This window comes from Bacillus nitratireducens, from assembly GCF_001884135.1.
Classification (GTDB): Bacteria; Bacillota; Bacilli; order Bacillales; family Bacillaceae_G; genus Bacillus_A; species Bacillus_A nitratireducens.
On record NZ_MAOC01000020.1, the window covers coordinates 188,362 to 207,611 of the forward strand.

General features: G+C 35.2%; 20 protein-coding genes and 4 pseudogenes. 23 read left to right on the forward strand and 1 reads right to left on the reverse strand.

Annotated features, from left to right (window positions below; all coding sequences use genetic code 11):
- Positions 1-14 precede the first annotated feature (14 nt).
- Positions 15-881: a GNAT family N-acetyltransferase gene (locus BAU23_RS06455; RefSeq protein ID WP_016129128.1), complete on the forward strand. Its 867-nt coding sequence runs from the start codon at positions 15-17 to the stop codon at positions 879-881.
- A 116-nt stretch (positions 882-997) separates the two neighbouring features.
- Positions 998-2,212: a multidrug efflux MFS transporter gene (locus BAU23_RS06460; protein ID WP_000024693.1), complete on the forward strand. Its 1,215-nt coding sequence runs from the start codon at positions 998-1,000 to the stop codon at positions 2,210-2,212.
- 54 nt (positions 2,213-2,266) lie between these two features.
- Here the strand turns inward: BAU23_RS06460 and BAU23_RS06465 are convergent, their stop codons facing one another.
- Positions 2,267-3,028, reverse strand: a complete 762-nt coding sequence (locus BAU23_RS06465) for a DODA-type extradiol aromatic ring-opening family dioxygenase (protein WP_000982895.1) — start codon at positions 3,026-3,028, stop codon at positions 2,267-2,269.
- Between the two features lie 205 nt (positions 3,029-3,233).
- Between BAU23_RS06465 and BAU23_RS06470 the strand changes: the two genes are divergently transcribed.
- The 21 genes and pseudogenes from BAU23_RS06470 to BAU23_RS06565 form a co-directional block, all read left to right on the forward strand.
- Positions 3,234-4,157, forward strand: a complete 924-nt coding sequence (locus BAU23_RS06470; RefSeq protein WP_001102600.1) for an alpha/beta hydrolase — start codon at positions 3,234-3,236, stop codon at positions 4,155-4,157.
- A gap of 55 nt (positions 4,158-4,212) precedes the next feature.
- Complete coding sequence (locus tag BAU23_RS06475; RefSeq protein WP_000012882.1) at positions 4,213-4,818, forward strand: pentapeptide repeat-containing protein; 606 nt, start codon at positions 4,213-4,215, stop codon at positions 4,816-4,818.
- 81 nt (positions 4,819-4,899) lie between these two features.
- Positions 4,900-5,544 (forward strand): LytTR family DNA-binding domain-containing protein, encoded by a 645-nt coding sequence (locus BAU23_RS06480; protein WP_071733817.1) that lies wholly within the window; start codon positions 4,900-4,902, stop codon positions 5,542-5,544.
- Positions 5,545-5,671: 127 nt separating this feature from the next.
- Positions 5,672-7,186: an acetyl-CoA hydrolase/transferase family protein gene (locus BAU23_RS06485; protein WP_000429830.1), complete on the forward strand. Its 1,515-nt coding sequence runs from the start codon at positions 5,672-5,674 to the stop codon at positions 7,184-7,186.
- 219 nt (positions 7,187-7,405) lie between these two features.
- A complete protein-coding gene (locus BAU23_RS06490) occupies positions 7,406-7,849 on the forward strand; it encodes a GNAT family N-acetyltransferase (RefSeq protein WP_016129131.1) in 444 nt (147 codons plus the stop codon).
- A gap of 27 nt (positions 7,850-7,876) precedes the next feature.
- Entirely contained in the window at positions 7,877-8,236 is a 360-nt protein-coding gene (locus BAU23_RS06495) for a YunG family protein (RefSeq protein WP_000370949.1), read from the forward strand.
- Positions 8,237-8,289: 53 nt separating this feature from the next.
- Positions 8,290-9,615 (forward strand): bifunctional S-methyl-5'-thioadenosine deaminase/S-adenosylhomocysteine deaminase, encoded by a 1,326-nt coding sequence (locus tag BAU23_RS06500; protein WP_002100099.1) that lies wholly within the window; start codon positions 8,290-8,292, stop codon positions 9,613-9,615.
- A 292-nt stretch (positions 9,616-9,907) separates the two neighbouring features.
- On the forward strand, positions 9,908-10,042 hold the full coding sequence (locus tag BAU23_RS30785; protein WP_267864910.1) for a hypothetical protein: 135 nt from the start codon (positions 9,908-9,910) through the stop codon (positions 10,040-10,042).
- A pseudogene (locus BAU23_RS30495) lies at positions 10,039-10,315 on the forward strand (phage holin family protein); the annotation flags it as partial. The gene BAU23_RS30785 and the pseudogene BAU23_RS30495, both read left to right, overlap by 4 nt.
- Positions 10,315-10,824 (forward strand): annotated as a pseudogene (locus BAU23_RS06515) (N-acetylmuramoyl-L-alanine amidase); the annotation flags it as partial. The pseudogenes BAU23_RS30495 and BAU23_RS06515, both read left to right, overlap by 1 nt.
- Before the next feature lie 99 nt (positions 10,825-10,923).
- Positions 10,924-11,088: an N-acetylmuramoyl-L-alanine amidase C-terminal domain-containing protein gene (locus tag BAU23_RS31000; RefSeq protein ID WP_369811979.1), complete on the forward strand. Its 165-nt coding sequence runs from the start codon at positions 10,924-10,926 to the stop codon at positions 11,086-11,088.
- A 169-nt stretch (positions 11,089-11,257) separates the two neighbouring features.
- Positions 11,258-11,512, forward strand: a pseudogene (locus BAU23_RS06520) (replication-relaxation family protein); the annotation flags it as partial.
- 182 nt (positions 11,513-11,694) lie between these two features.
- Positions 11,695-13,323 (forward strand): peptide ABC transporter substrate-binding protein, encoded by a 1,629-nt coding sequence (locus BAU23_RS06525; protein ID WP_016129134.1) that lies wholly within the window; start codon positions 11,695-11,697, stop codon positions 13,321-13,323.
- 465 nt (positions 13,324-13,788) lie between these two features.
- Complete coding sequence (locus tag BAU23_RS06530; RefSeq protein ID WP_071733819.1) at positions 13,789-14,574, forward strand: ABC transporter ATP-binding protein; 786 nt, start codon at positions 13,789-13,791, stop codon at positions 14,572-14,574.
- 53 nt (positions 14,575-14,627) lie between these two features.
- The gene (locus tag BAU23_RS06535; protein WP_071733821.1) at positions 14,628-15,500 is read left to right on the forward strand and encodes a WXG100 family type VII secretion target; all 873 of its coding nucleotides are present in this window, start codon (positions 14,628-14,630) and stop codon (positions 15,498-15,500) included.
- Between the two features lie 14 nt (positions 15,501-15,514).
- The gene (locus BAU23_RS06540; RefSeq protein WP_071733823.1) at positions 15,515-15,724 is read left to right on the forward strand and encodes a hypothetical protein; all 210 of its coding nucleotides are present in this window, start codon (positions 15,515-15,517) and stop codon (positions 15,722-15,724) included.
- Position 15,725: 1 nt separating this feature from the next.
- On the forward strand, positions 15,726-16,010 hold the full coding sequence (locus BAU23_RS06545; protein WP_000531358.1) for a DUF4176 domain-containing protein: 285 nt from the start codon (positions 15,726-15,728) through the stop codon (positions 16,008-16,010).
- Between the two features lie 77 nt (positions 16,011-16,087).
- The gene (locus BAU23_RS06550; protein WP_071733825.1) at positions 16,088-16,468 is read left to right on the forward strand and encodes a BA_1872 family lipoprotein; all 381 of its coding nucleotides are present in this window, start codon (positions 16,088-16,090) and stop codon (positions 16,466-16,468) included.
- Between the two features lie 26 nt (positions 16,469-16,494).
- Positions 16,495-16,710: a hypothetical protein gene (locus BAU23_RS29670; protein WP_165615084.1), complete on the forward strand. Its 216-nt coding sequence runs from the start codon at positions 16,495-16,497 to the stop codon at positions 16,708-16,710.
- 83 nt (positions 16,711-16,793) lie between these two features.
- Entirely contained in the window at positions 16,794-18,839 is a 2,046-nt protein-coding gene (locus BAU23_RS06560; protein WP_071733829.1) for a class I SAM-dependent methyltransferase, read from the forward strand.
- 81 nt (positions 18,840-18,920) lie between these two features.
- Positions 18,921-19,180: pseudogene (locus tag BAU23_RS06565) on the forward strand (SPASM domain-containing protein); the annotation flags it as partial.
- Positions 19,181-19,250 lie beyond the last annotated feature (70 nt).

The following is a 19,250-nucleotide window of genomic DNA, read 5'->3' on the forward strand; positions in this document are numbered from 1 at the left end:
GGGAAGGGATATAGATGGTGGAATTCCAATTTACAAAACGTGCATATAAAATATTGGAGATCGCAGCAGAAGAGGCTGAGTGTAGTAAAGGTATTATCCATCCAGTTCATCTATTTATAGGAGCTTGTAAGGAAGGTACTGGAGTTAGTGCGGAGTTACATATGTATTTATTTCACACGGTGGGTATGGATTTTTTAGTAAAGATATCGTTACTCCAACAATATTATGCAAATGAAATAGAATACATAAATGTTGGGGAGTTTAAAGTTTCAAATAAGACGATAGAAGTTTTAAAAGTAGCGAAGAAACGGATGGAACGTTTTCAGCAAATAGTAATAAATGAAGGGCATGTTTTATATGCAATTTTTCAGGAGGATACAGTAATTGATAAGGTTATAAGTAAAAAGATGAAAAAAGATGTATTGCAAATTACATCTGAACCAAGGGACTTGACGGTTGCATTAACAAGATTTAATCCTATTTGTAATAGTTTAAGCTGTAATATTAGAAAAGCGATCTCTTCTGATTTTGAAAAGTTGGCACGTTTTGTTAAGGGGGAATTTGGTGAACGTTGGTTAAAATCTTTAGATTATGGATTTCGGACGTATAAAGAAGAGTTACCTATTTTTATTGCTGAACAAGGAGGAGAAATCATTGGTTTCGCTTGTTATGACGTTGTGAGAGGAAAGAAAGGGCTGTTTGGCCCGATGGGTACAGCGAAACATAATCGTGTAAACGGTGTTGGGAAGACGTTATTGAATCATTGTTTATATAACATGAAGAAAAGCGGATATGAGTATGCAATTATAGGACAAGCAGGTCCGATTGAGTTTTACGAACGATGCTGTAATGCACGTTTAATACCCATAGGAGATAATTAACTCTATCCCTTTGCAAAGAATGCAAAGGGATAGAGTTTTATTATGTATAAAGCAAATTACTAAACTTTTTCTAGAAAACGGTGTAGAATGGGGAGTGAAAGAAAGAAGGTGTGAAAATGGCCAACTGGAAACGAAATTTAATGATTTGTTGGCTAGGTTGTTTTACCACTGCAGCCGGTATGAGTTTAGTAATTCCTTTTTTATCTTTTTATATTGAGGAATTAGGGGTGACCGGCACTTCTAGTATTGCACAGTGGTCGGGACTTGCATTTGGTGTGACATTTTTAATGGGTGCGATCGTATCACCAATATGGGGCAAGCTTGGTGATATACATGGACGGAAATTGATGCTTATACGTGCGAGCCTTGGTATGGCCATAATTATGACGCTTATGGGGTTTGTGACGGACGTGTATCAACTAGTCGCACTTCGGTTTTTAATGGGAGCGGTATCAGGTTTCCTTTCTACAGCGATGACATTTATTGCTGCAGAAACTCCGCAAGAACATTCAGGGTGGGCAATTTCTACAATCTCAACTGGAGGCGTGAGTGGTTCATTACTTGGACCGATACTCGGAGGTTATTTGTCAGAGTTAATCGGAATGCGCCATGTTTTTTTAGTTACAGGAGCTTTCTTATTCCTTTCCTTTCTCATCGTCTTCTTCTTCTTACATGAGGAGAAACATTCTGCTAAAGCAAAAAAGGCACAGCCGAAAAAAGTATGGACGATGGTCCCTGCAAAACATTTAATAATAAGTTTATTTGTAGCAACGTTTATTATTCAGCTTGCAAATATGTCGATTCAACCTATTATTACGTTGTACGTAAAGCATTTGGCGGGACCAGGAACAGATCATATTGAAATGCTTGCAGGTGCAGTCATGTCTGCGACAGGATTAGCAGTAATTTTAGCAGCTCCTAAGCTAGGAAGATTATCAGATCATATTGGACCTCAAAAAACGTTAGTTGTAGCGTTGTTTGCTGCCGGAATTATTTTTATTCCGCAAGCATTTGTAACCTCAGCTTGGCAACTATTAATTCTTCGCTTTTTATTAGGTATTGCACAAGCAGGACTATTACCTTCCGTACAAACTCTACTAAAACAACATACGCCAACCCATGTAACGGGACGAATATTTGGATATAATCAATCGTTTCAGTTTTTAGGAAATATGATTGGGCCAGTGCTTGGTGGGCAAATTGCAGCGCACGCAGGCTTCCAATATGTTTTCTTCTCTACATCATCATTATTATTTATTGCATGTATGTGGGTTTATTTTCATAGTAAGAATGCAGAGGTATCAGAGAAACAACATTTGGAAGTTAGTTAATTAGGTGAATGAACAGTAAAAAGGATGAAGCGATAGTTGCTTCATCCTTTTTTATTAAAACTGAAGGCAAAGATAACTTAATGTACCAAGCTCGTAGCTACGGTGAATGACTTTCCCTGTCTGTTCACCACTACCCATTGCGATAAATAAAGGTACAAAATGCTCTGCTCGTGGAACAGCCAATTGTGAATGAGGCGCATTTTTCTCCCAATTAAACAATGCATCTTTATCATTGGTCTGCATATGTTTAATAATCCAATCATCAAATTCAATTGCCCATTTTTCAGGTGTAGTTTGATTCCATTTCAATGCTCGTAAATTATGAACAGTAACTCCGCTGCCGATTACTAAAATATCTTCTTGTCCGATTTCTTTTAGTGCTTCTCCAATTTCAAATTGTTTTTCTGCAGGAAGGAATGGATTTACTGATATTTGTATGACAGGAATATTTGCTTCTGGATACATACGATGCAGGAGTGTCCATGAACCATGATCTAACCCTCTCGTCATATTATGATGGACTGGAATGCCTTTGTTTTTAAATTTTGTTGCTAGCATAGACGCAATGCTAGAAGAGCCTTTCGCACGATATTTGATTTCGTATAACTCAGGAGGAAAACCTCCAAAATCATAAATTGTTTCATATTCTTCATCTGAAGAGGAAATCGTTAATACTTCACTTTCCCAGTGAGCGGTAAAAATAACAATAGCTTTCGGTTTATATGTTTCTCCAAGTGTCTTTAAAAAGCGTGTATAGTCTGTATCTTGAATAGCAAGCATTGGTGAACCGTGTGCTAAAAATAGTGATGGCATCATAGTAGAAACCTCCTGAAAAATTATATAGTTACTTTATGTAAGTAACTATATAATTTTATTTTAGGTCCGTCAAGAGAATAGTTTGAAAGATAAACAATGAATGAATGCATTTGTCATAATAGAAGCAATTGCATATAATACATAATAAGAATAATGAATAGATATTCATTTTTTGAGATACATAATAGATTTGGGGGCTGACGAAATGAACGTACAGGAAAGTTTCGTTACGGCATTGGATGGATCGGAAATTTATTTGCGTAAGTGGTTACCAGAAGGAAATCCGCGAGGGATTATTCAAATTGCACATGGTATGACAGAACATGCAGGTGTTTATACAGACTTTATTGATGCTTTATTAGAAGCAGGATATGGTGTTTATGCTCATGATCATAAAGGACATGGGAAAACAGTAAAAAGAGAAGAAGACTATGGTCATTTCGAACCAAATATAGGTTGGAATCAAGCTGTGTCTGATGTGGTTTTTGTTTCGGAAATGATAAAAGAAGAGCAGACAGGTCCATTATTTTTACTTGGACATAGTATGGGTTCTTTTTTATCAAGACGTGCTGTACAACTTAAAGGTGAACTATATGATGGATTTCTTATTTCAGGAACTGGTGGAAATCCAGGGCTTTTAGGAAGTATCGGTCATAAAGTAGCGACAATTGAGATGAAATTACGCGGGCCCAAAACGAAAAGCCCGATGCTAAACTTTTTATCTTTCGGAAATTTCAATTCGCATTTTAAACCAAATCGTACAAAATTTGATTGGCTATCTTCAGATATGAATCAAGTTGATAAATATATTGCGGATCCGTTATGTGGATTCATTTGTACTACGAGTTTTTATCGAGAATTATTTTCTGGTGTATTAGAAGTAAATAAACTAGAAGAATACAAGAAGACGCCAAACAATCTTCCAATACATATATTCTCTGGTGATCGTGATCCTGTTGGAGATATGGGAAAAGGTGTAACGGAAGTTTATGAAAACTATAAAAAATGTGGTGTGAAAGACGTGACACTACGTTTATATGAAAATGGTAGACATGAAATGTTCCATGAAGTGAATAGAGATGAAGTGTTTAAAGATTTGATTTCTTGGTTAGATAGACATATCGTATGAGAAGAAACCTCACTTTTTTGAAGTGAGGTTTCTTTGAGGAAATGGAGGAAAGATTATGAGCGGATTTGTAAATAAAGAATATATAGAAATAGATTTTCAATATGAATTGATTAAAGAAGAGGAACTAAAAAATTGTACCTTCATAAAATGCCGTTTTAGAGGGATAGACGCATCAGAAGTTTTTACTAAAAACTGTAATTTTATAGAATGTGATTTTACTGGTTCTCTTTTTAATGCTTCTATCCATCAAGGAACTACATTTGCAAATTGTAAGTTTGTGGGTGCGAATTTGTTCGTCTCTAAGTTTGAAGAATGTAAAATGACGGGCTCCGATTTTGAAGAAGCGAATTTAGACGGAATAACAATAATATCGGGTGATTGGTCATATACAAATTTAAGGTTCGCGAACTTAAGTAAACAAATGTTAAAGGGTATACGTTTAATTGAAGCTGACCTATATGAATGTAATTTAGAAAAAGCAGATTTACGTGAAGCGGATTTAACAGGTGCACAATTAGGTAAGGCGAAACTTAGTGGTGCAGATTTAAAAGGAGCGATAGTTGATAGAATTGATTTTAAAAGTTTCGATTTGAAAAATGTGAAATTAGACATAGCGCAGGCAGTTGCAGTAGCAAGATGTTATGGAGCTAAGGTGAACTAAATTGTTTGTAAAACCGTTCAAATTGCTGAACGGTTTTACAAATCATAATAGTAGTATAATAGTGAATGAGGTGTTAATAATATGGAAGATAAAACATTAGGTATACTACTAGATGTTGTTGGGGAATTATTTTCAGATGAAATATCAATCGCCGTTTCGAATACGAAAGAATATATTTACTATCGGCCAAGTAAACGAATTGATTTAAGGATTAGCGCCGGTGATCCTATAAAGGAAGGGACGATTGCTCATAAAGCAATGGTAACGAAGCAAAAAGCCTCTGAGTTTATTAACCGGGATGTTTTTGGTATTCCTTATCATGGAATGGCCGTACCATTTTCAAATAATGGAAAGATTGAAGGTTGCGTGACGGCAATTTATCCCGCTTTAACGGATGGTAAGTCAGTCGTTACTTTAAAAACAACAGACGGATGGGTTCCGGTTCCTTTTTCAAAGGTGATGTATTTAGAGGCTAAAGATAAAAAGACGTATGTGAATTCAGAAGAGTTAACAGGAACACATAAGTACTCTCTACAAGAATTCGAATATTTGCTTCCGAAAGATTCATTTATTAGATGCCACCGTTCCTTTATTGTAAATGTTAATCATATTAAAGCGATTTATCCTGATACCCATTCTACTTTTTTACTTTCTATGGATAACGGAGAGAGGGTACCAGTTAGTCAATCGTATGCTAGCTATTTTCGTAAGCTTCTAGGATTCTAGATTTTTCTGCTTTGGAACCTAGATCCGCTGTTTTATCTGAATTTTCGGCATTGTATACTAAAATCCCTATTTTGATAGTGTTAATGTGTAAAATAATTATAAATATTCATTAAGAGAGGGATTACATATGGAGAATAATTTGGATAGAATCAGGGATCAACGTTTAAAAAATCGGGTAGTTACACCTGAAGAAGCAGCTTCATGGATTCAAAGTGGAATGACTTTAGGATTAAGTGGATTTACACGTGCTGGGGATGTAAAAGCAGTCCCATTTGCGCTAGTGAACCAAGTTAAAAATGATAAATCTTTTAAAGTAAATGTTTATACTGGAGCTTCCTTAGGTTCGGATGTAGATAAATTATTTGCTGAGGCAGGAATTTTAGGGAAAAGGTTGCCTTTCCAAGCCGATGCGACTATGCGAAAAGGAATTAATAACGGAGACTTTTTATTTGTGGATCAGCACTTGTCTCATACAGCAGAGTTACTCCGTGCCGACGTTATGGATATAGATTTCGCTATTTTGGAAGCGGTTGCGATTACCGAAGACGGAATGATTATTCCAACCACTTCAATTGGAAATTCCTTAGCATTTTCCCTAAATGCTAAGTCCATTATTATTGAAATGAATATGGCCCAATCCGCGCAACTAGAGGGGCTGCATGATTTATATGAACCAGGTAAACAAGGGGAAAGACTTCCAATTCCGCTCGTAAAAACAGATGATAGAATTGGAACGATCGGTATCCCAATTGATGCTGAAAAAGTGAAGGGGATTGTGTTTACGAATCAACTGGATTCGCCATCGACAATTGTTCCTCCAGATGAAGAAACTGTTATTATGGCACAACATTTAATAGAGTTCCTTCGAAAAGAAGTCAAAGTGGGCCGATTAACAAATCGTTTAGCGCCGTTACAATCGGGAATTGGTTCAGTGGCCAATGCAGTTCTTCATGGAATGTTAGATTCGGAATTTGAAGATTTAGAAGTGTATTCCGAGGTTTTACAAGACGCGGTCTTCGATCTTATGGATGCTGGGAAAGTCAATTTTGCTTCCTGCTGCTCCATCACGCTTTCTGAAGAGAAAATGCAACAAGTATTTTCTAACTTTCAAAAATATCGTGACAAATTAATGATGCGCCCGCAAGAGATTTCTAATCATCCTGAAATCATTCGCCGCCTTGGATTAATCTCTATTAATACTGCTTTAGAATTAGATATATACGGAAATGTTAACTCTACTCATGTTTTAGGTACAAAAATGATGAACGGTATCGGTGGTTCTGGTGATTTTGCGAGAAATGCACGTCTAGCTATCTTTGTTACTAAATCGATAGCAAAAGGTGGTAACATTTCAAGTATTGTTCCTTTCGTTTCTCATGTAGACCATACGGAACATGATGTAGATGTTATCGTCACTGAACAGGGGTATGCTGACTTAAGAGGACTTGCGCCAAGAGAAAGAGTGGAACTTATTATTGAGAATTGCGTACATCCAATGTATCGTGACCAGCTAAGAGCTTATTTCGAAGAAGCACAAACAAGAGGTGGACAAACTCCTCATGTGTTAGAAAAAGCTTTTTCTTGGCATACGAATTATGCTAAAAATGGAACAATGCTTGAAGCGGTAGTAGAAACTGTATAGGAGTGTATTATAGGAGTAGTAAAACAAATAATTCTTAATATAATATGCCATTATAGGTTAAAAGAAAAAGAGCGCCAATTTTCAGGAATGGCGTTCTTTTTCTTTTTAAAAATTGTTACCTATAATAAAGATTTACAAAAATAATCTCTAATCTATGAAAATAAAAGGTTTTTCGAATCATTTTTATAGTTTACATATCGAAGGTGAGGAGAAAGAATCATGAAGATAAGAAAAGCGTTATTAAGTGAAGCGAATGAATTAAGTAAACTCGCACTACATTCAAAAGCAACCTGGAACTATAGTGAAGAATTCATACTTGCTTGTAAGGAAGATTTAACAATTACAGAAGAGTACATAAAAAATAATTTTGTATATGTTTTAGAAAACGATAATACGAAGATTGGATTTTTCTCATTTTTACGTAATGACAATGCTCTTGATTTTCTATACATGCATCCTAGTTACAAAGGGAAAGGGTACGGGAAAATACTTTGGGAGTTTGTAATAGAGCAAGCAGAAGGACTAGGAATAAAAAGTTTTACAATTGATAGTGATCCAAATGCAAAAGGGTTTTACTTGAAGATGGGAGCAAAGTTAATCGGAGAGACACCATCAACGGTTTGTAAGGATCGTTTACTGCCTCTTTTGAAATATGATGTGTAAAACTATTAATAGTAGGAGAAGCTGAAAATGGATAATGTAAAGGGAAAAAGAATATATGAAGCACTAATAAAATCGTGGTCAATTGAAACAAGTTCAAAGTGGACGAGCGAAAATCCGGCAAAGGGACAATGTGGTGTAACGGCTCTAGTTGTTCAAGACTTATACGGAGGAGAGATTAAAAAAACGAAAGTAGGAGAAGTATGGCACTTTTATAACCTTATAGATGGAAAGGTGTTTGATTTTACAGAGACACAATTTAATGAAAAATTGAATTATATGGATGAGAAATCAAATCGGGAAGAAGCATTTGCAGATACAAATGAAAAACAATATAGCATTTTAAAGGAAAAGACAACGAAAGAATTAAAATTATCTTTTGACTCTTAATCTTTAATAAGTTACTATAATGGTGGTAACTTATTAAAGGGAACTTCATAGAGTTGAAAGGGGAAATACTTTTGAAAACAACTTATGTAAACGCTACAATTGCAACGATGAATGAACAAAATGAAGTGATAGAAAATGGATATATCATTGTAGAAAATGATCAAATTATAGATATAAATAGCGGAGAATTCGCTAATGATTTTGAAGTAGATGAAGTAATTGACATGAAAGGAAAGTGGGTTTTACCAGGACTTGTCAATACACATACACATGTTGTTATGAGCCTTTTGAGAGGTATCGGAGATGATATGTTATTGCAGCCATGGCTTGAGACGAGAATTTGGCCACTTGAAAGTCAGTTTACGCCAGAGCTAGCGGTCGCTAGCACGGAATTAGGATTACTTGAAATGGTGAAAAGTGGTACAACATCATTCTCTGACATGTTTAATCCAATTGGAGTAGATCAAGACGCAATTATGGAAACGGTATCAAGGAGTGGGATGCGAGCTGCTGTTTCAAGAACTTTATTTAGCTTCGGAACGAAAGAAGACGAAAAGAAAGCGATTGAGGAAGCTGAGAAATATGTGAAGCGTTATTATAACGAAAGTGGCATGTTAACTACGATGGTTGCACCACATAGTCCATATACATGTTCTACAGAATTGTTAGAGGAGTGTGCACGTATTGCCGTAGAAAATCAAACGATGGTTCATATTCACCTTTCGGAAACAGAGCGTGAAGTACGTGATATTGAAGCACAGTACGGAAAACGTCCAGTAGAATATGCAGCAAGTTGCGGGTTGTTTAAACGCCCAACAGTTATTGCGCACGGTGTAGTATTAAATGAAAATGAGCGTACTTTCTTAGCAGAACATGATGTTCGCGTAGCTCATAATCCAAATAGTAATTTAAAACTGGGATCTGGTATAGCGAATGTAAAAGCGATGCTAGAAGCAGGAATGAAAGTAGGAATTGCAACAGATAGTGTGGCATCTAACAACAATTTAGATATGTTTGAAGAAATGCGTATAGCAACTTTATTACAAAAAGGTATTCATCAAGACGCAACAGCATTACCAGTTGAAACAGCTCTTTCTCTTGCGACGAAAGGAGCAGCTGAAGTAATTGGGATGAAACAAACGGGATCACTTGAGGTTGGTAAGTGTGCTGATTTTATTACAATCGATCCATCGAATAAACCGCATTTACAACCAGCTGATGAAGTGTTATCACACCTTGTATATGCTGCTAGTGGAAAAGATATAAGCGATGTAATTATTAACGGAAAACGTGTCGTTTGGAATGGCGAATGTAAAACGTTAGATGAAGAGCGTATTATATTTGAAGCAAGTCGTTATAAACGTGGTTTACAAAGATAGGTATTTATATACCTTTTTGAGAAAGCTATCCTTTCTAGAAAATAGAATAGGGTAGCTTTTTTTATTGAACGAATAAACATTCAAAAGAATGTGACATTTTTCTGTTGGTATTTCTGCTGTAATATGTGCTGTATTAGGAGGTAGTATTACATCACTAAATTATGCAGACACTCCTTATTGGAAAGTGATTAGTAATGTTAATAATATAATTCCTTACAACTATGGTATTTCGGAGTCTCGTATAGCAGTGTGGGAAGGACACGACCAGCCAATGTGTACAAGATATGCAAACATGACCGATGACGCAGATATCATTACTGTTTTCGGAGGTACAAATGATTACGGGAATACGGTTACACTTGGAACAATAAACAGTGTAGATACAGGTACTTTTGACGGAGCATTGAACATCCTGTGTGCAGGTTAAAAAGTAAAGTTGGCTTCAAAGGCATCGCAAAAAGGCGGTGCTTTTTCTTTTGATCGGAGTGGCAACCCAATTAGATACAGCACTTGGAAGTAATAGTGCTATTCGTGAAGCGACAATTTTTTTATCGGAAATGAGTTGCTTTCACTTTTAGAAAACGCTGGTCGTATGGGAATTCCACAACCTTCAGCACTAACGAATGTAGTTGAAATTTCAAGTGACAAGAGCAATAAGACAAGTTCTGAATATGATAATAAGAAAGGAGATGTTGAATAATGACTCGTTATAGTTTACACGGAGGGCACAACAGTATTGTACAAGGGGCTAATTCTGGAAATCGAAAAGAGCATATTATGGATCGTCAGGTGAAAGATGCGGTGGCAGCTAAGTTAAGAGCTTTAGGACACACAGTCTATGATGATACAGACGAAGTAGGCAGCACTCAAGCGCAAAATTTAAATAATATCGTTCGAAATAGTAATTCCCACAATGTGGATTTGGTTGTTTCTTTTCATCTTAATGCAAGTGATGGGAATGGGCAGGGTGTGGAAGTTCTGTATTATGATCAAAAAGACCTAGCGGCTAAAATCTCAGCTCAACTAGCAAAAGATATTGGATGGCGTGATCGTGGTGCGAAACAACGTACTGATTTAGCCGTATTGAATGGAACTAAAGCACCAGCTATTCTTATCGAATTAGGATTCATCGATAACGAATCCGACATGGCTAAATGGAATGTTGATAAAATCGCAAATTCTATCGTATATGCTCTAACGGGACAAACTGTTGGAGATGGTGGAGGAAACGGCGGTTCTAATGGTGGATATCAATATGTTAAGTCTGGTGAATTCGGGACAAACCATCTAAATGAAGCGATTCAAGCTATGGTTGAACGAGGAACAAAGGGGAAAGTTGTTGTTAATCCATTAACAGGTCTTGCTTATATCCAAACTGAGGTATTGCCTAATTCAGAACTAGATAAAATCACTTGGTGGATGGATACTCGACCAGGTGGTAAGTGGTGGTATGAATATATTAAAGTGAATTAATAATTTTTTAACAAAAGAATAGTTTGGTGACAAAAAATAAAAGCCGTTAATTACGGCTTTTATTTTTATTTTTGAGGATGAGCTATCTCCATTCTCTTTAATTCTTTTTTGTGTTCTTTCTTTATTTCATCTGGAATGATGATTTCAATGTTACCTCATATTTTTTTATATTCCTGATGTGAAATTTCGTGACGAAGAAGGGATACTTCATGGAGTCGAAGTAGATCGGTCACAGAAAATGAAAGTGAATGAAGAGAAGTTAAAAAAGTATGAAGAGTTCACACAAATATATAAGCAGAAATATAACGGGAAGATGCCAGTCATTCATTTCTTTACTGTCCCAAAATACAGAGGAAAGAAAATGGAAGAGTTAGCAGCTAAGTATGATGTGTTTGTGAAAGTGTATGTAATAGAAGAAATATAAAAAGCGCTAACAAGTTTGCAAACGAACTTGCTATCACCTATACGAAATAGACATAAAATATCGCTGATATGTCGCTAAATAAAATGAGAATAATTAACCACTAATAATGAATAATGGTTTATTATAATGGAAGTAACAAAATATAACGTTTTATAATATTTTATATTTAAGGAGCGCAATTCATGAAGCGAAAAAAGAGCCGTTTAATGGTAATGGCACTTGTTACATCTTTATTTTTAACAGCTTGTAATAATAAAGCGAATAAAAGTGATGTAGAAGCTAAAAAACAAGTGTTAAATGTAACAGTATCAGAAGAAATTCCTTCCCTTGATACTACGAAAACGATGGATGGTACATCAGCACACGTTATGCAAAACATATTTGAGGGATTGTATGTGCTAGATGATCAAGATAATCCAACTCCCGCTATAGCAAAATCTTTTGAAAGAAGTGAAGATGGTAAAAAATATACATTTGATTTGCGTAAAAATGCAAAGTGGTCAAATGGAGACTCAGTAACAGCAAATGATTTTATGTTTGCGTGGAGAAAAGCGGTAAGTGCTGAAACAGTGTCTCAATATGCATACATGCTGTTTTATATAAAAAATGCGAAAGAAATAAACAGAGGGACAATGCCTCTTGATGAACTCGGGGTTAAAGTCATAAATGATTATAAGTTAGAAGTGGAACTAGAACAGCCGATTCCATATTTCTTACAGTTGCTAGCCCTACCTATATACTTACCACAGCATGAATCATTTTTGAAAGAACAAGGGGGGAATTACGGGCTCGAACCTAATAATCTCATATATAATGGTCCATTCGTGCTAGAGACATGGAAGCATGAACAAGAGTTTCAATTAAAGAAGAATGCTACATATTGGGATGAAAAGAAAGTGAAATTAGACGAAATAAACTTTCAAATTGTAAAAGATACAATGACGGTTGTTAATTTATACGAAGCTGGTGATTTAGATCGAGTGCCTATTAATTCTCAATTTGTAGACAAGTATAAAGGCAGTAAGGAATTACATACGTCGAGCGATCCTGGAATTGCTATGCTTCGTTTTAATGAAAAAAATAAAGCGTTAGCAAATAAAAAGGTACGTCAATCTATTTCATTAGCATTAAATAAAGATGATTTCGTCGCTCACTTTATTAATAACGGAGCAAAACCTGCAAGTGGGCTTGTACCGGCTGGTCATATAAATGAAGAGACTGGTAAAGATTTTAGAAAAGAAAACGGAGATCTTTCTCCATATGATTTGCAAAATGCGAAAAAGATTTGGGAAGAAGCGAAAAAAGAACTGGGAGTAGACGAAGTAAAACTTGAATTTTTAACATATGAACAAGATAATGCAAAACGTATGGCAGAATATATAAAAGGTGACTTAGAAAAGAATTTGCAAGGATTAACGATACAAATTAAACAACAGCCATTTAAGCAAAAATTACAGTTAGAACAAACAGGAGATTACGAAATATCTATGGCAAATTGGGGGCCAGACTATAAAGACCCAATTAGTTATTTAGAACTCTTTACGACGGATAATCCGAATAACAAAATGAATTATTCTAACCGTCACTATGATGAATTAATAAAGAAAGCGAAAAGTGATCTAGTACTAAATCAGAAGAAAAGATGGGAAGCATTGCAAGAGGTCGAGCGTATTCTGTTAGAGGATGCTGCGGTGGCACCGCTTTATCAAATGGGCTCAGCATACGTACAAAAGGATTATGTAAAAGGAATTGAGAAGCATCAATTTGGTGGCGTTTATACTTATAGGAATGCCTATATTGATAAGAAGTAAATAAAAAAACCTTACTTTTAAAAGTAAGGTTTTTTTACAGAGTGCAGGGGAATCTTTTAGTGGTGTTCCCACCTTATAAAGGAGATAAATGAAAAATTGTAGTTATGTATTCATAAGAAATTGTAAAAAATTAGATCGAGCAATTTATTTAAGTAAAAAGAAGTTAGTAGTAAATGAAATTAAATAGTTAAAAAAAGCTGAATTCGCTCTTGATTCACACAATTTAAAAACGAAATATACGAATGTTATTCTATTCTTTGTAGGATTTTAATATTAGAAAAAGAAGAATAGAAATATAGCATACATGGAATAAGGGAATGCAGTACAGATCAGCATACAAGCATTTTCTTACTGTAACTATGCTTGTTTTTAATTATATAAAAAAAATATTAGATTATATATTTTGTCCTTGGTATACTTAAAAGGTAATTTGGGGTATTAAGATGAATTGATAGAGGTGTTTGTGTGGAATTATTTGAGTATTATAAAAAAAAGGGGAAGTTTAAGTGTCTGATTGGAATTGGGCTTTTTCTTTATGGATTAATTGGTATGTATAATACCTGGGGTAATATTAATTGGGGACCAGTAATTTTCATTATTATAGTTTCGTTTGTTGTTTTTGGTATTGGATTTTGGCAATTAAGAAAAGGGAATTTATTAAAAGAGAATATAGTTGAAAGCGGTTTAAATTTTTGGGATATCGATACTTACATTTTATTAGAATTGCCCGAAAGTAATAAGCATTTGGGTTTATATACTCCTGATGGGAAATATGTAGCAGGAACAAAGATGACTTCTTCAACATTACCTTTTTTTAAAAATAAACAAGTTTTTGGATTGGAAACAAATAATGGAGAAATACTTGCATATTTTCATAGTGAATCTGAAAATTATGATTGGGCTATTTATGATTCAAATTATAATTGTGTAGGTATGTTTAAAGAAAATATTGTACAGGGATTTGGAATGGTACGTGGTTCTTTAATGAATGAAAAAAAGATAAAACTTTCTGAAGTAGAAGTTGAATTTGATTTTTTCGAAACGTCTTTTCGTACAACGGATAATCGTATATTAATAAACTGTAAAAGAGGATATATGCCTTTAGAATGGAGTGAAAGATTCGGATTAAATGTACCCATTATTAAATTAGGTAATAATATCTCTGATGCTGAAAAGATATTTGGTTTAGGGGTTCTTATCTATATTTTAGAGACAATTAAAGTAAGAAAAAGTAGAATTTTTAATGATTAGAATTAAATGTTTATGTTATAGAATTTATTGAATGTGTTATTAGGGGGATATAAATGGGGAATATACAAGTTAAACCGGAAGAATTAAGAAGAATTGCAAAGAATTTTAAATATGCTAGTAATGTAGAATTAGATCGTCATTTGAATATTCAAGGGGAATTATTTAATCTTCAAATGAGATGGATTGGTGCATCAAGTTTAAGTTTTTATAATGATTTACCTAGAATGAATAAAGCACATGAATCTTTTCTTAATATATTAAAACAAATAGAAGATGAATTAATTCGTATAGCAGAGAAATTTGAAAAGGCTGATTTGGAATATTCACCTGAAAGTTCTAAAAATGACTCACTTTTGATGAATTCAAAATCAGCAGCTGAATTAGGTGTTGGAGTAGTTGTAAAAGGAATTGGTAATGTAGTCAATGGTAAAAAGTATGAAAATTCATTTGTAGAGGACAAGGGTTATGGTGGTTTATTTATTAAGGGTCTGACACTTGAAGCGGAGCCATTTGTAAGTTCTCGTACTTATGATAGATTTGATGTGAAAGATAAAGAAAAGAGGGAACAAACTTATGGACCTATGGTTGGTTTTACAGTAGCTCAAGCTGGAATAGAACAAGAGAATATTAGAGGATTTGGAGTAGGGGGTGAAGCTAAAGTAGCACTTGCTACTGCAGAGTTAGGTGCTCATGTAGAAAATGGGAATTTACATATAGGAGCTGAAGCTACCCTAGTAAAATATGAGAGTGCTATAAAAATTCCTCTTCCATTTTCTGATAAAAAATTACAAATTGGAGGATCGGCGTCACTTGGGACAGTCGGTGGATCTTTAGAAGCTGGAAAAAACGGAATAAAATTCCATGTGCCATTTGGTCCTGGTGTAGGTTTATGGGGATTTGGTGGAGAGTTTGCTATTAAAGAATAAAGGGGAAAATTAGTGTGAATAAGAAAGTAAAAATTTTAAAATATTTTATGATTATATTAGCTTGCATTGCAATTTTTGGGACAGTTTTACCTAATGCATTAGATCCAAATGAATCATTAGCAGGTAACATTTCAGTTGCAATATTCGGTACAATTGGAGCTTGTTTACTATTTTCTATTATTTATTTTATTGTAAAAAAAGCTATTTTAAGAGGTGCGAGATAAGATGGGACAAAATTTAGAGTTAGAATTACTTCCAATAGGTTCTGTTGTAATGTTTAAAGATTGGGAGCATCCATTAATGGTTTATGGAAGAAGACAGATGGATTCTGAAACAAAAAAAACATGGGATTATGTATGTTGTTATTTCCCTCATGGTAATATTTCTTCGGAGTACAATTTCTTTTTGAATCATGAAGATATCTCTAGTGTGTTACATCTCGGTTTTATTAATGAAACAGAATTAGAGTTTCAAAAATTATTTAAAAAAGAAATTGAAGAAAAGCAGTGATTCTTTTAAGCTGTTGGTGTTTTTGAAATAGTTAAAGAATGAATCTTAATTCATATACATAAAAAAGGGGAATTTCTATGAAATCATTACGTATATTTATAATTCTCACTCTTGTTGTATTGTTAAGCGCATGCAATACAGCAACACAAGTCACAAAGGTTCAAAAAAATGGCGAAACGAATTTGAAAATTGGTTCGTTGCAAGGGTATTACGATGTGCAAACGCTTAAAGCTGAAAAAGGAAATGTGGAAATTCCTTATGAAGCAGCCGTTGAAGAAGGTACGATTTTATTGCAAGTTACAAAAGATGATAAGGTTATTTATGAAGAAGAAGTCACTTCTCAAAAAGAAGGTTTGCTTTCTTTTGAAGCGCCAAAATCTGGATCATATGATTTAATTGTACGCGTGAAGGGTGAAAAAGAGAAAGCAAAAGAAATTCAAATACATACTAAGCTATGAAAAAACGGCAAGTGGAGTGCACCCGCTTGCCGTTTCCATTTTCAGTTGATTCTGTCACAATATATGTTCATCAATTTAAGAAGTGTTCCGCCGAAATTCCTGATGAAGCTAAAATAAGAGATGAACAAAAGAATGTGTTACAAACTTGGCATGTTAGTAACGAAATCGATAACTCTCTTTTACATGATAAAAAGACTGGATTTGATGCATTTGTATTTGAAAGAGATGTAGATGGTAAATAGCAAGTAGTAGCATTTAGGGGGACATAAGGTGATGATCTTTTTGGAGAAGGTGTCCCAGACCTTACTACAGATATTGATTATATATGGGGGTAAATAAGTTGAAAAACATTGAAGTTCTAAACAAATACATTGAAGGATTTTCTGATGCTCTCCCTACGTGGTTAAAGCATCTAATCGAGGCAGAGGAGATACATCAAAACTATGAGAATGTACAGGTACTCGGTGCATTAAAGACAGATGCGGTGTTGTACTATGTACACCGTACGCTGCAAGTGTTAGAGGGGTTGTCTTTAGATGAAGAAGCGTATCGCATTATTGAGCAGGTATTAACGTATAGTGAGCTTGCAAAGGTAGGCTCTTTAAAACAGCGGGAGCAATGGAAGAAAAACGGGATTAACCTATTGGTACATAACGAGGGTTCTGCTGATATCTTTACTGATATTCAGTTTAGCGAACGTATAGAGACAAACTTAAATTCTACTGAGTATTTGTTTGTTCGAGATTTAATTAGAACACATGGATTAATCGGACAGTATATCCGCGGGGAGGCTCGCTTAGACTCTCATGTTGATTTGATTCACACGTATAAAGAAGAGTACGGAGACGTTAGGTTAAAGGAGATTCTATACTATCTTAATCAATGTATTATTGAGGGCGTATCAAAATCCTTGTGGAGTGAAGTAAAGGACGATGTGAAGATTACAATTGATGGTCTGTTTGATGGTTATGTGGAGCCATTTACTTCTCGCATACATAGACTCACGCCAAAAAATAAGGAGTCAGCATTTGAAAAAGATATAATTATGGGGAGCGAGAAGAGTGGCGTTCAAACCTTCTTATCTGATAAGGATTTGTGGTATGTAGAACCGTCTATGCATGCTCTTAGCTTCGAGGATATTTGGACAGTTTTTGTTATGTTAAAGAACGAGATAGGCACTGGAAAGGTTCAGCATATCCATTTCGAGACATTGATGCAGCAGTTGCACTATGATTTCAAAGGCGAGAAGAAGGACAACGTGTATCGTAAGCGGGTTATTGAGAAGTATCTACGGGAGTACCGTGAGAACGAGAAGCCGGATACAACGCATGTTTCTTTTGAGGCTAAAGTTGATGAAGATATGAAGACTGCGTACGTGTCGTTTCAGTTTTCTGCTGTAGGTGAGGCGTTAATTACCTTCTGTGTAGAGGCAGAAAAGATAGATATGATGCATGCTCGGGCAAATGTGCTGCTATTTGATTTCTTCGGGTTACGTAAGGATGCGTATGATAGATTCCATAACGAAGAAGTGTATCTGGAGCATATGAATAGTTCGGCTGATGATAAACGAATTATTCTTGATTATATAAAGGGAGATACGGTTGTAGATGTCGGAGCCGGTGGTGGTGTCATGCTAGATATGATCGAAGAAGAGACTGAGAATAAACGAATCTACGGTATCGATATTTCTGAAAACGTGATTGATACGTTGAAAAAGAAGAAGCAGAAAGAGGGTCGGTCTTGGGACGTCATTAAAGGGGATGCAATCAACTTAAGTAGCTCGTTTGATAAAGAATCGGTTGATACGATTGTATATTCTTCTATCCTTCATGAGCTGTTTTCTTATATCGAGTATGGAGGTAAGAAATTCAATCATGAAGTAATTAAAAAGGGGCTGCAAAGTGCCTACGAGGTGTTAAAGCCAGGGGGGCGTATTATCATTCGTGATGGCATCATGACCGAAGATAAAACGTTAATGCGTGTGATTCGTTTTAAAGATGCGGGCGGAATGAAGTTCTTAGAGCAGTATGTCCATGAGTTTAAGGGGCGTATAATCCAGTATGAGGTACTTGCAGACAATACAGTCAAAATGCCTGTTAACGATGCGATGGAGTTCTTATATACGTATACCTGGGGCGAGGGTTCCTTCGTTCATGAGGTGCAGGAGCAGTTTGGAATCTTTACACCAAACGACTATAAGGATTTCGTAAAGGGTATCTTTGGAGATAAAGTAAACATCGTTCAAGCTATGAACTATTTGCAGGATGGCTATACAAATCATCTTAGCGAGAAAATCGAATTTAAAGATGAGTCTGGGAATGCAGCTGCGCTACCGGATAGTACGTTCTTTATGGTTTTAGAAAAGAGGTAATGATGTTGAAAACTTTTAAAAATACATTTTTATTTGTTTTATGTTTAGTAGTTCTTAGTGGTCGTTTTACAAGAGAAGGAACTATTGCCGATTAAAACTGGGAATATTAGAACAACATCGCTAGCCGAAATTTATCGAAACTCCCCTGTTTTTCAAAACCTTCGTAATCCGGATAAGTATAAAGGAAAGTGCGGTGTTTGTGAGTTTCGATATGTTTGTGGGGATCTCGTTCTAGAGTATATGCGATGACGAGGTATTACATGGAAAGTGAACCTTTCTGTGTATACATTCCAAAAGCATTGCGAAAACAGAAAAAGAACGTAAAAACGGTACATGAGTAAGATTTTGCTCATGTACCGTTTTTTTAGATTGTATAATGTATTGTACTTCGCATCAGTCGTACGATGATCT

What these genes read in the sequence shown, in the direction of transcription:
- BAU23_RS06455 (WP_016129128.1), top strand. Translation starts at nt 15, where the DNA reads ATGGTGGAATTCCAATTTACAAAACGTGCATATAAAATATTGGAGATC.
- BAU23_RS06460 (WP_000024693.1), top strand. Translation starts at nt 998, where the DNA reads ATGGCCAACTGGAAACGAAATTTAATGATTTGTTGGCTAGGTTGTTTT.
- BAU23_RS06465 (WP_000982895.1), bottom strand. Translation starts at nt 3,028, where the DNA reads ATGATGCCATCACTATTTTTAGCACACGGTTCACCAATGCTTGCTATT.
- BAU23_RS06470 (WP_001102600.1), top strand. Translation starts at nt 3,234, where the DNA reads ATGAACGTACAGGAAAGTTTCGTTACGGCATTGGATGGATCGGAAATT.
- BAU23_RS06475 (WP_000012882.1), top strand. Translation starts at nt 4,213, where the DNA reads ATGAGCGGATTTGTAAATAAAGAATATATAGAAATAGATTTTCAATAT.
- BAU23_RS06480 (WP_071733817.1), top strand. Translation starts at nt 4,900, where the DNA reads ATGGAAGATAAAACATTAGGTATACTACTAGATGTTGTTGGGGAATTA.
- BAU23_RS06485 (WP_000429830.1), top strand. Translation starts at nt 5,672, where the DNA reads ATGGAGAATAATTTGGATAGAATCAGGGATCAACGTTTAAAAAATCGG.
- BAU23_RS06490 (WP_016129131.1), top strand. Translation starts at nt 7,406, where the DNA reads ATGAAGATAAGAAAAGCGTTATTAAGTGAAGCGAATGAATTAAGTAAA.
- BAU23_RS06495 (WP_000370949.1), top strand. Translation starts at nt 7,877, where the DNA reads ATGGATAATGTAAAGGGAAAAAGAATATATGAAGCACTAATAAAATCG.
- BAU23_RS30785 (WP_267864910.1), top strand. Translation starts at nt 9,908, where the DNA reads ATGACCGATGACGCAGATATCATTACTGTTTTCGGAGGTACAAATGAT.
- BAU23_RS31000 (WP_369811979.1), top strand. Translation starts at nt 10,924, where the DNA reads ATGGTTGAACGAGGAACAAAGGGGAAAGTTGTTGTTAATCCATTAACA.
- BAU23_RS06525 (WP_016129134.1), top strand. Translation starts at nt 11,695, where the DNA reads ATGAAGCGAAAAAAGAGCCGTTTAATGGTAATGGCACTTGTTACATCT.
- BAU23_RS06535 (WP_071733821.1), top strand. Translation starts at nt 14,628, where the DNA reads ATGGGGAATATACAAGTTAAACCGGAAGAATTAAGAAGAATTGCAAAG.
- BAU23_RS06545 (WP_000531358.1), top strand. Translation starts at nt 15,726, where the DNA reads ATGGGACAAAATTTAGAGTTAGAATTACTTCCAATAGGTTCTGTTGTA.
- BAU23_RS06550 (WP_071733825.1), top strand. Translation starts at nt 16,088, where the DNA reads ATGAAATCATTACGTATATTTATAATTCTCACTCTTGTTGTATTGTTA.
- BAU23_RS06560 (WP_071733829.1), top strand. Translation starts at nt 16,794, where the DNA reads ATGGGGGTAAATAAGTTGAAAAACATTGAAGTTCTAAACAAATACATT.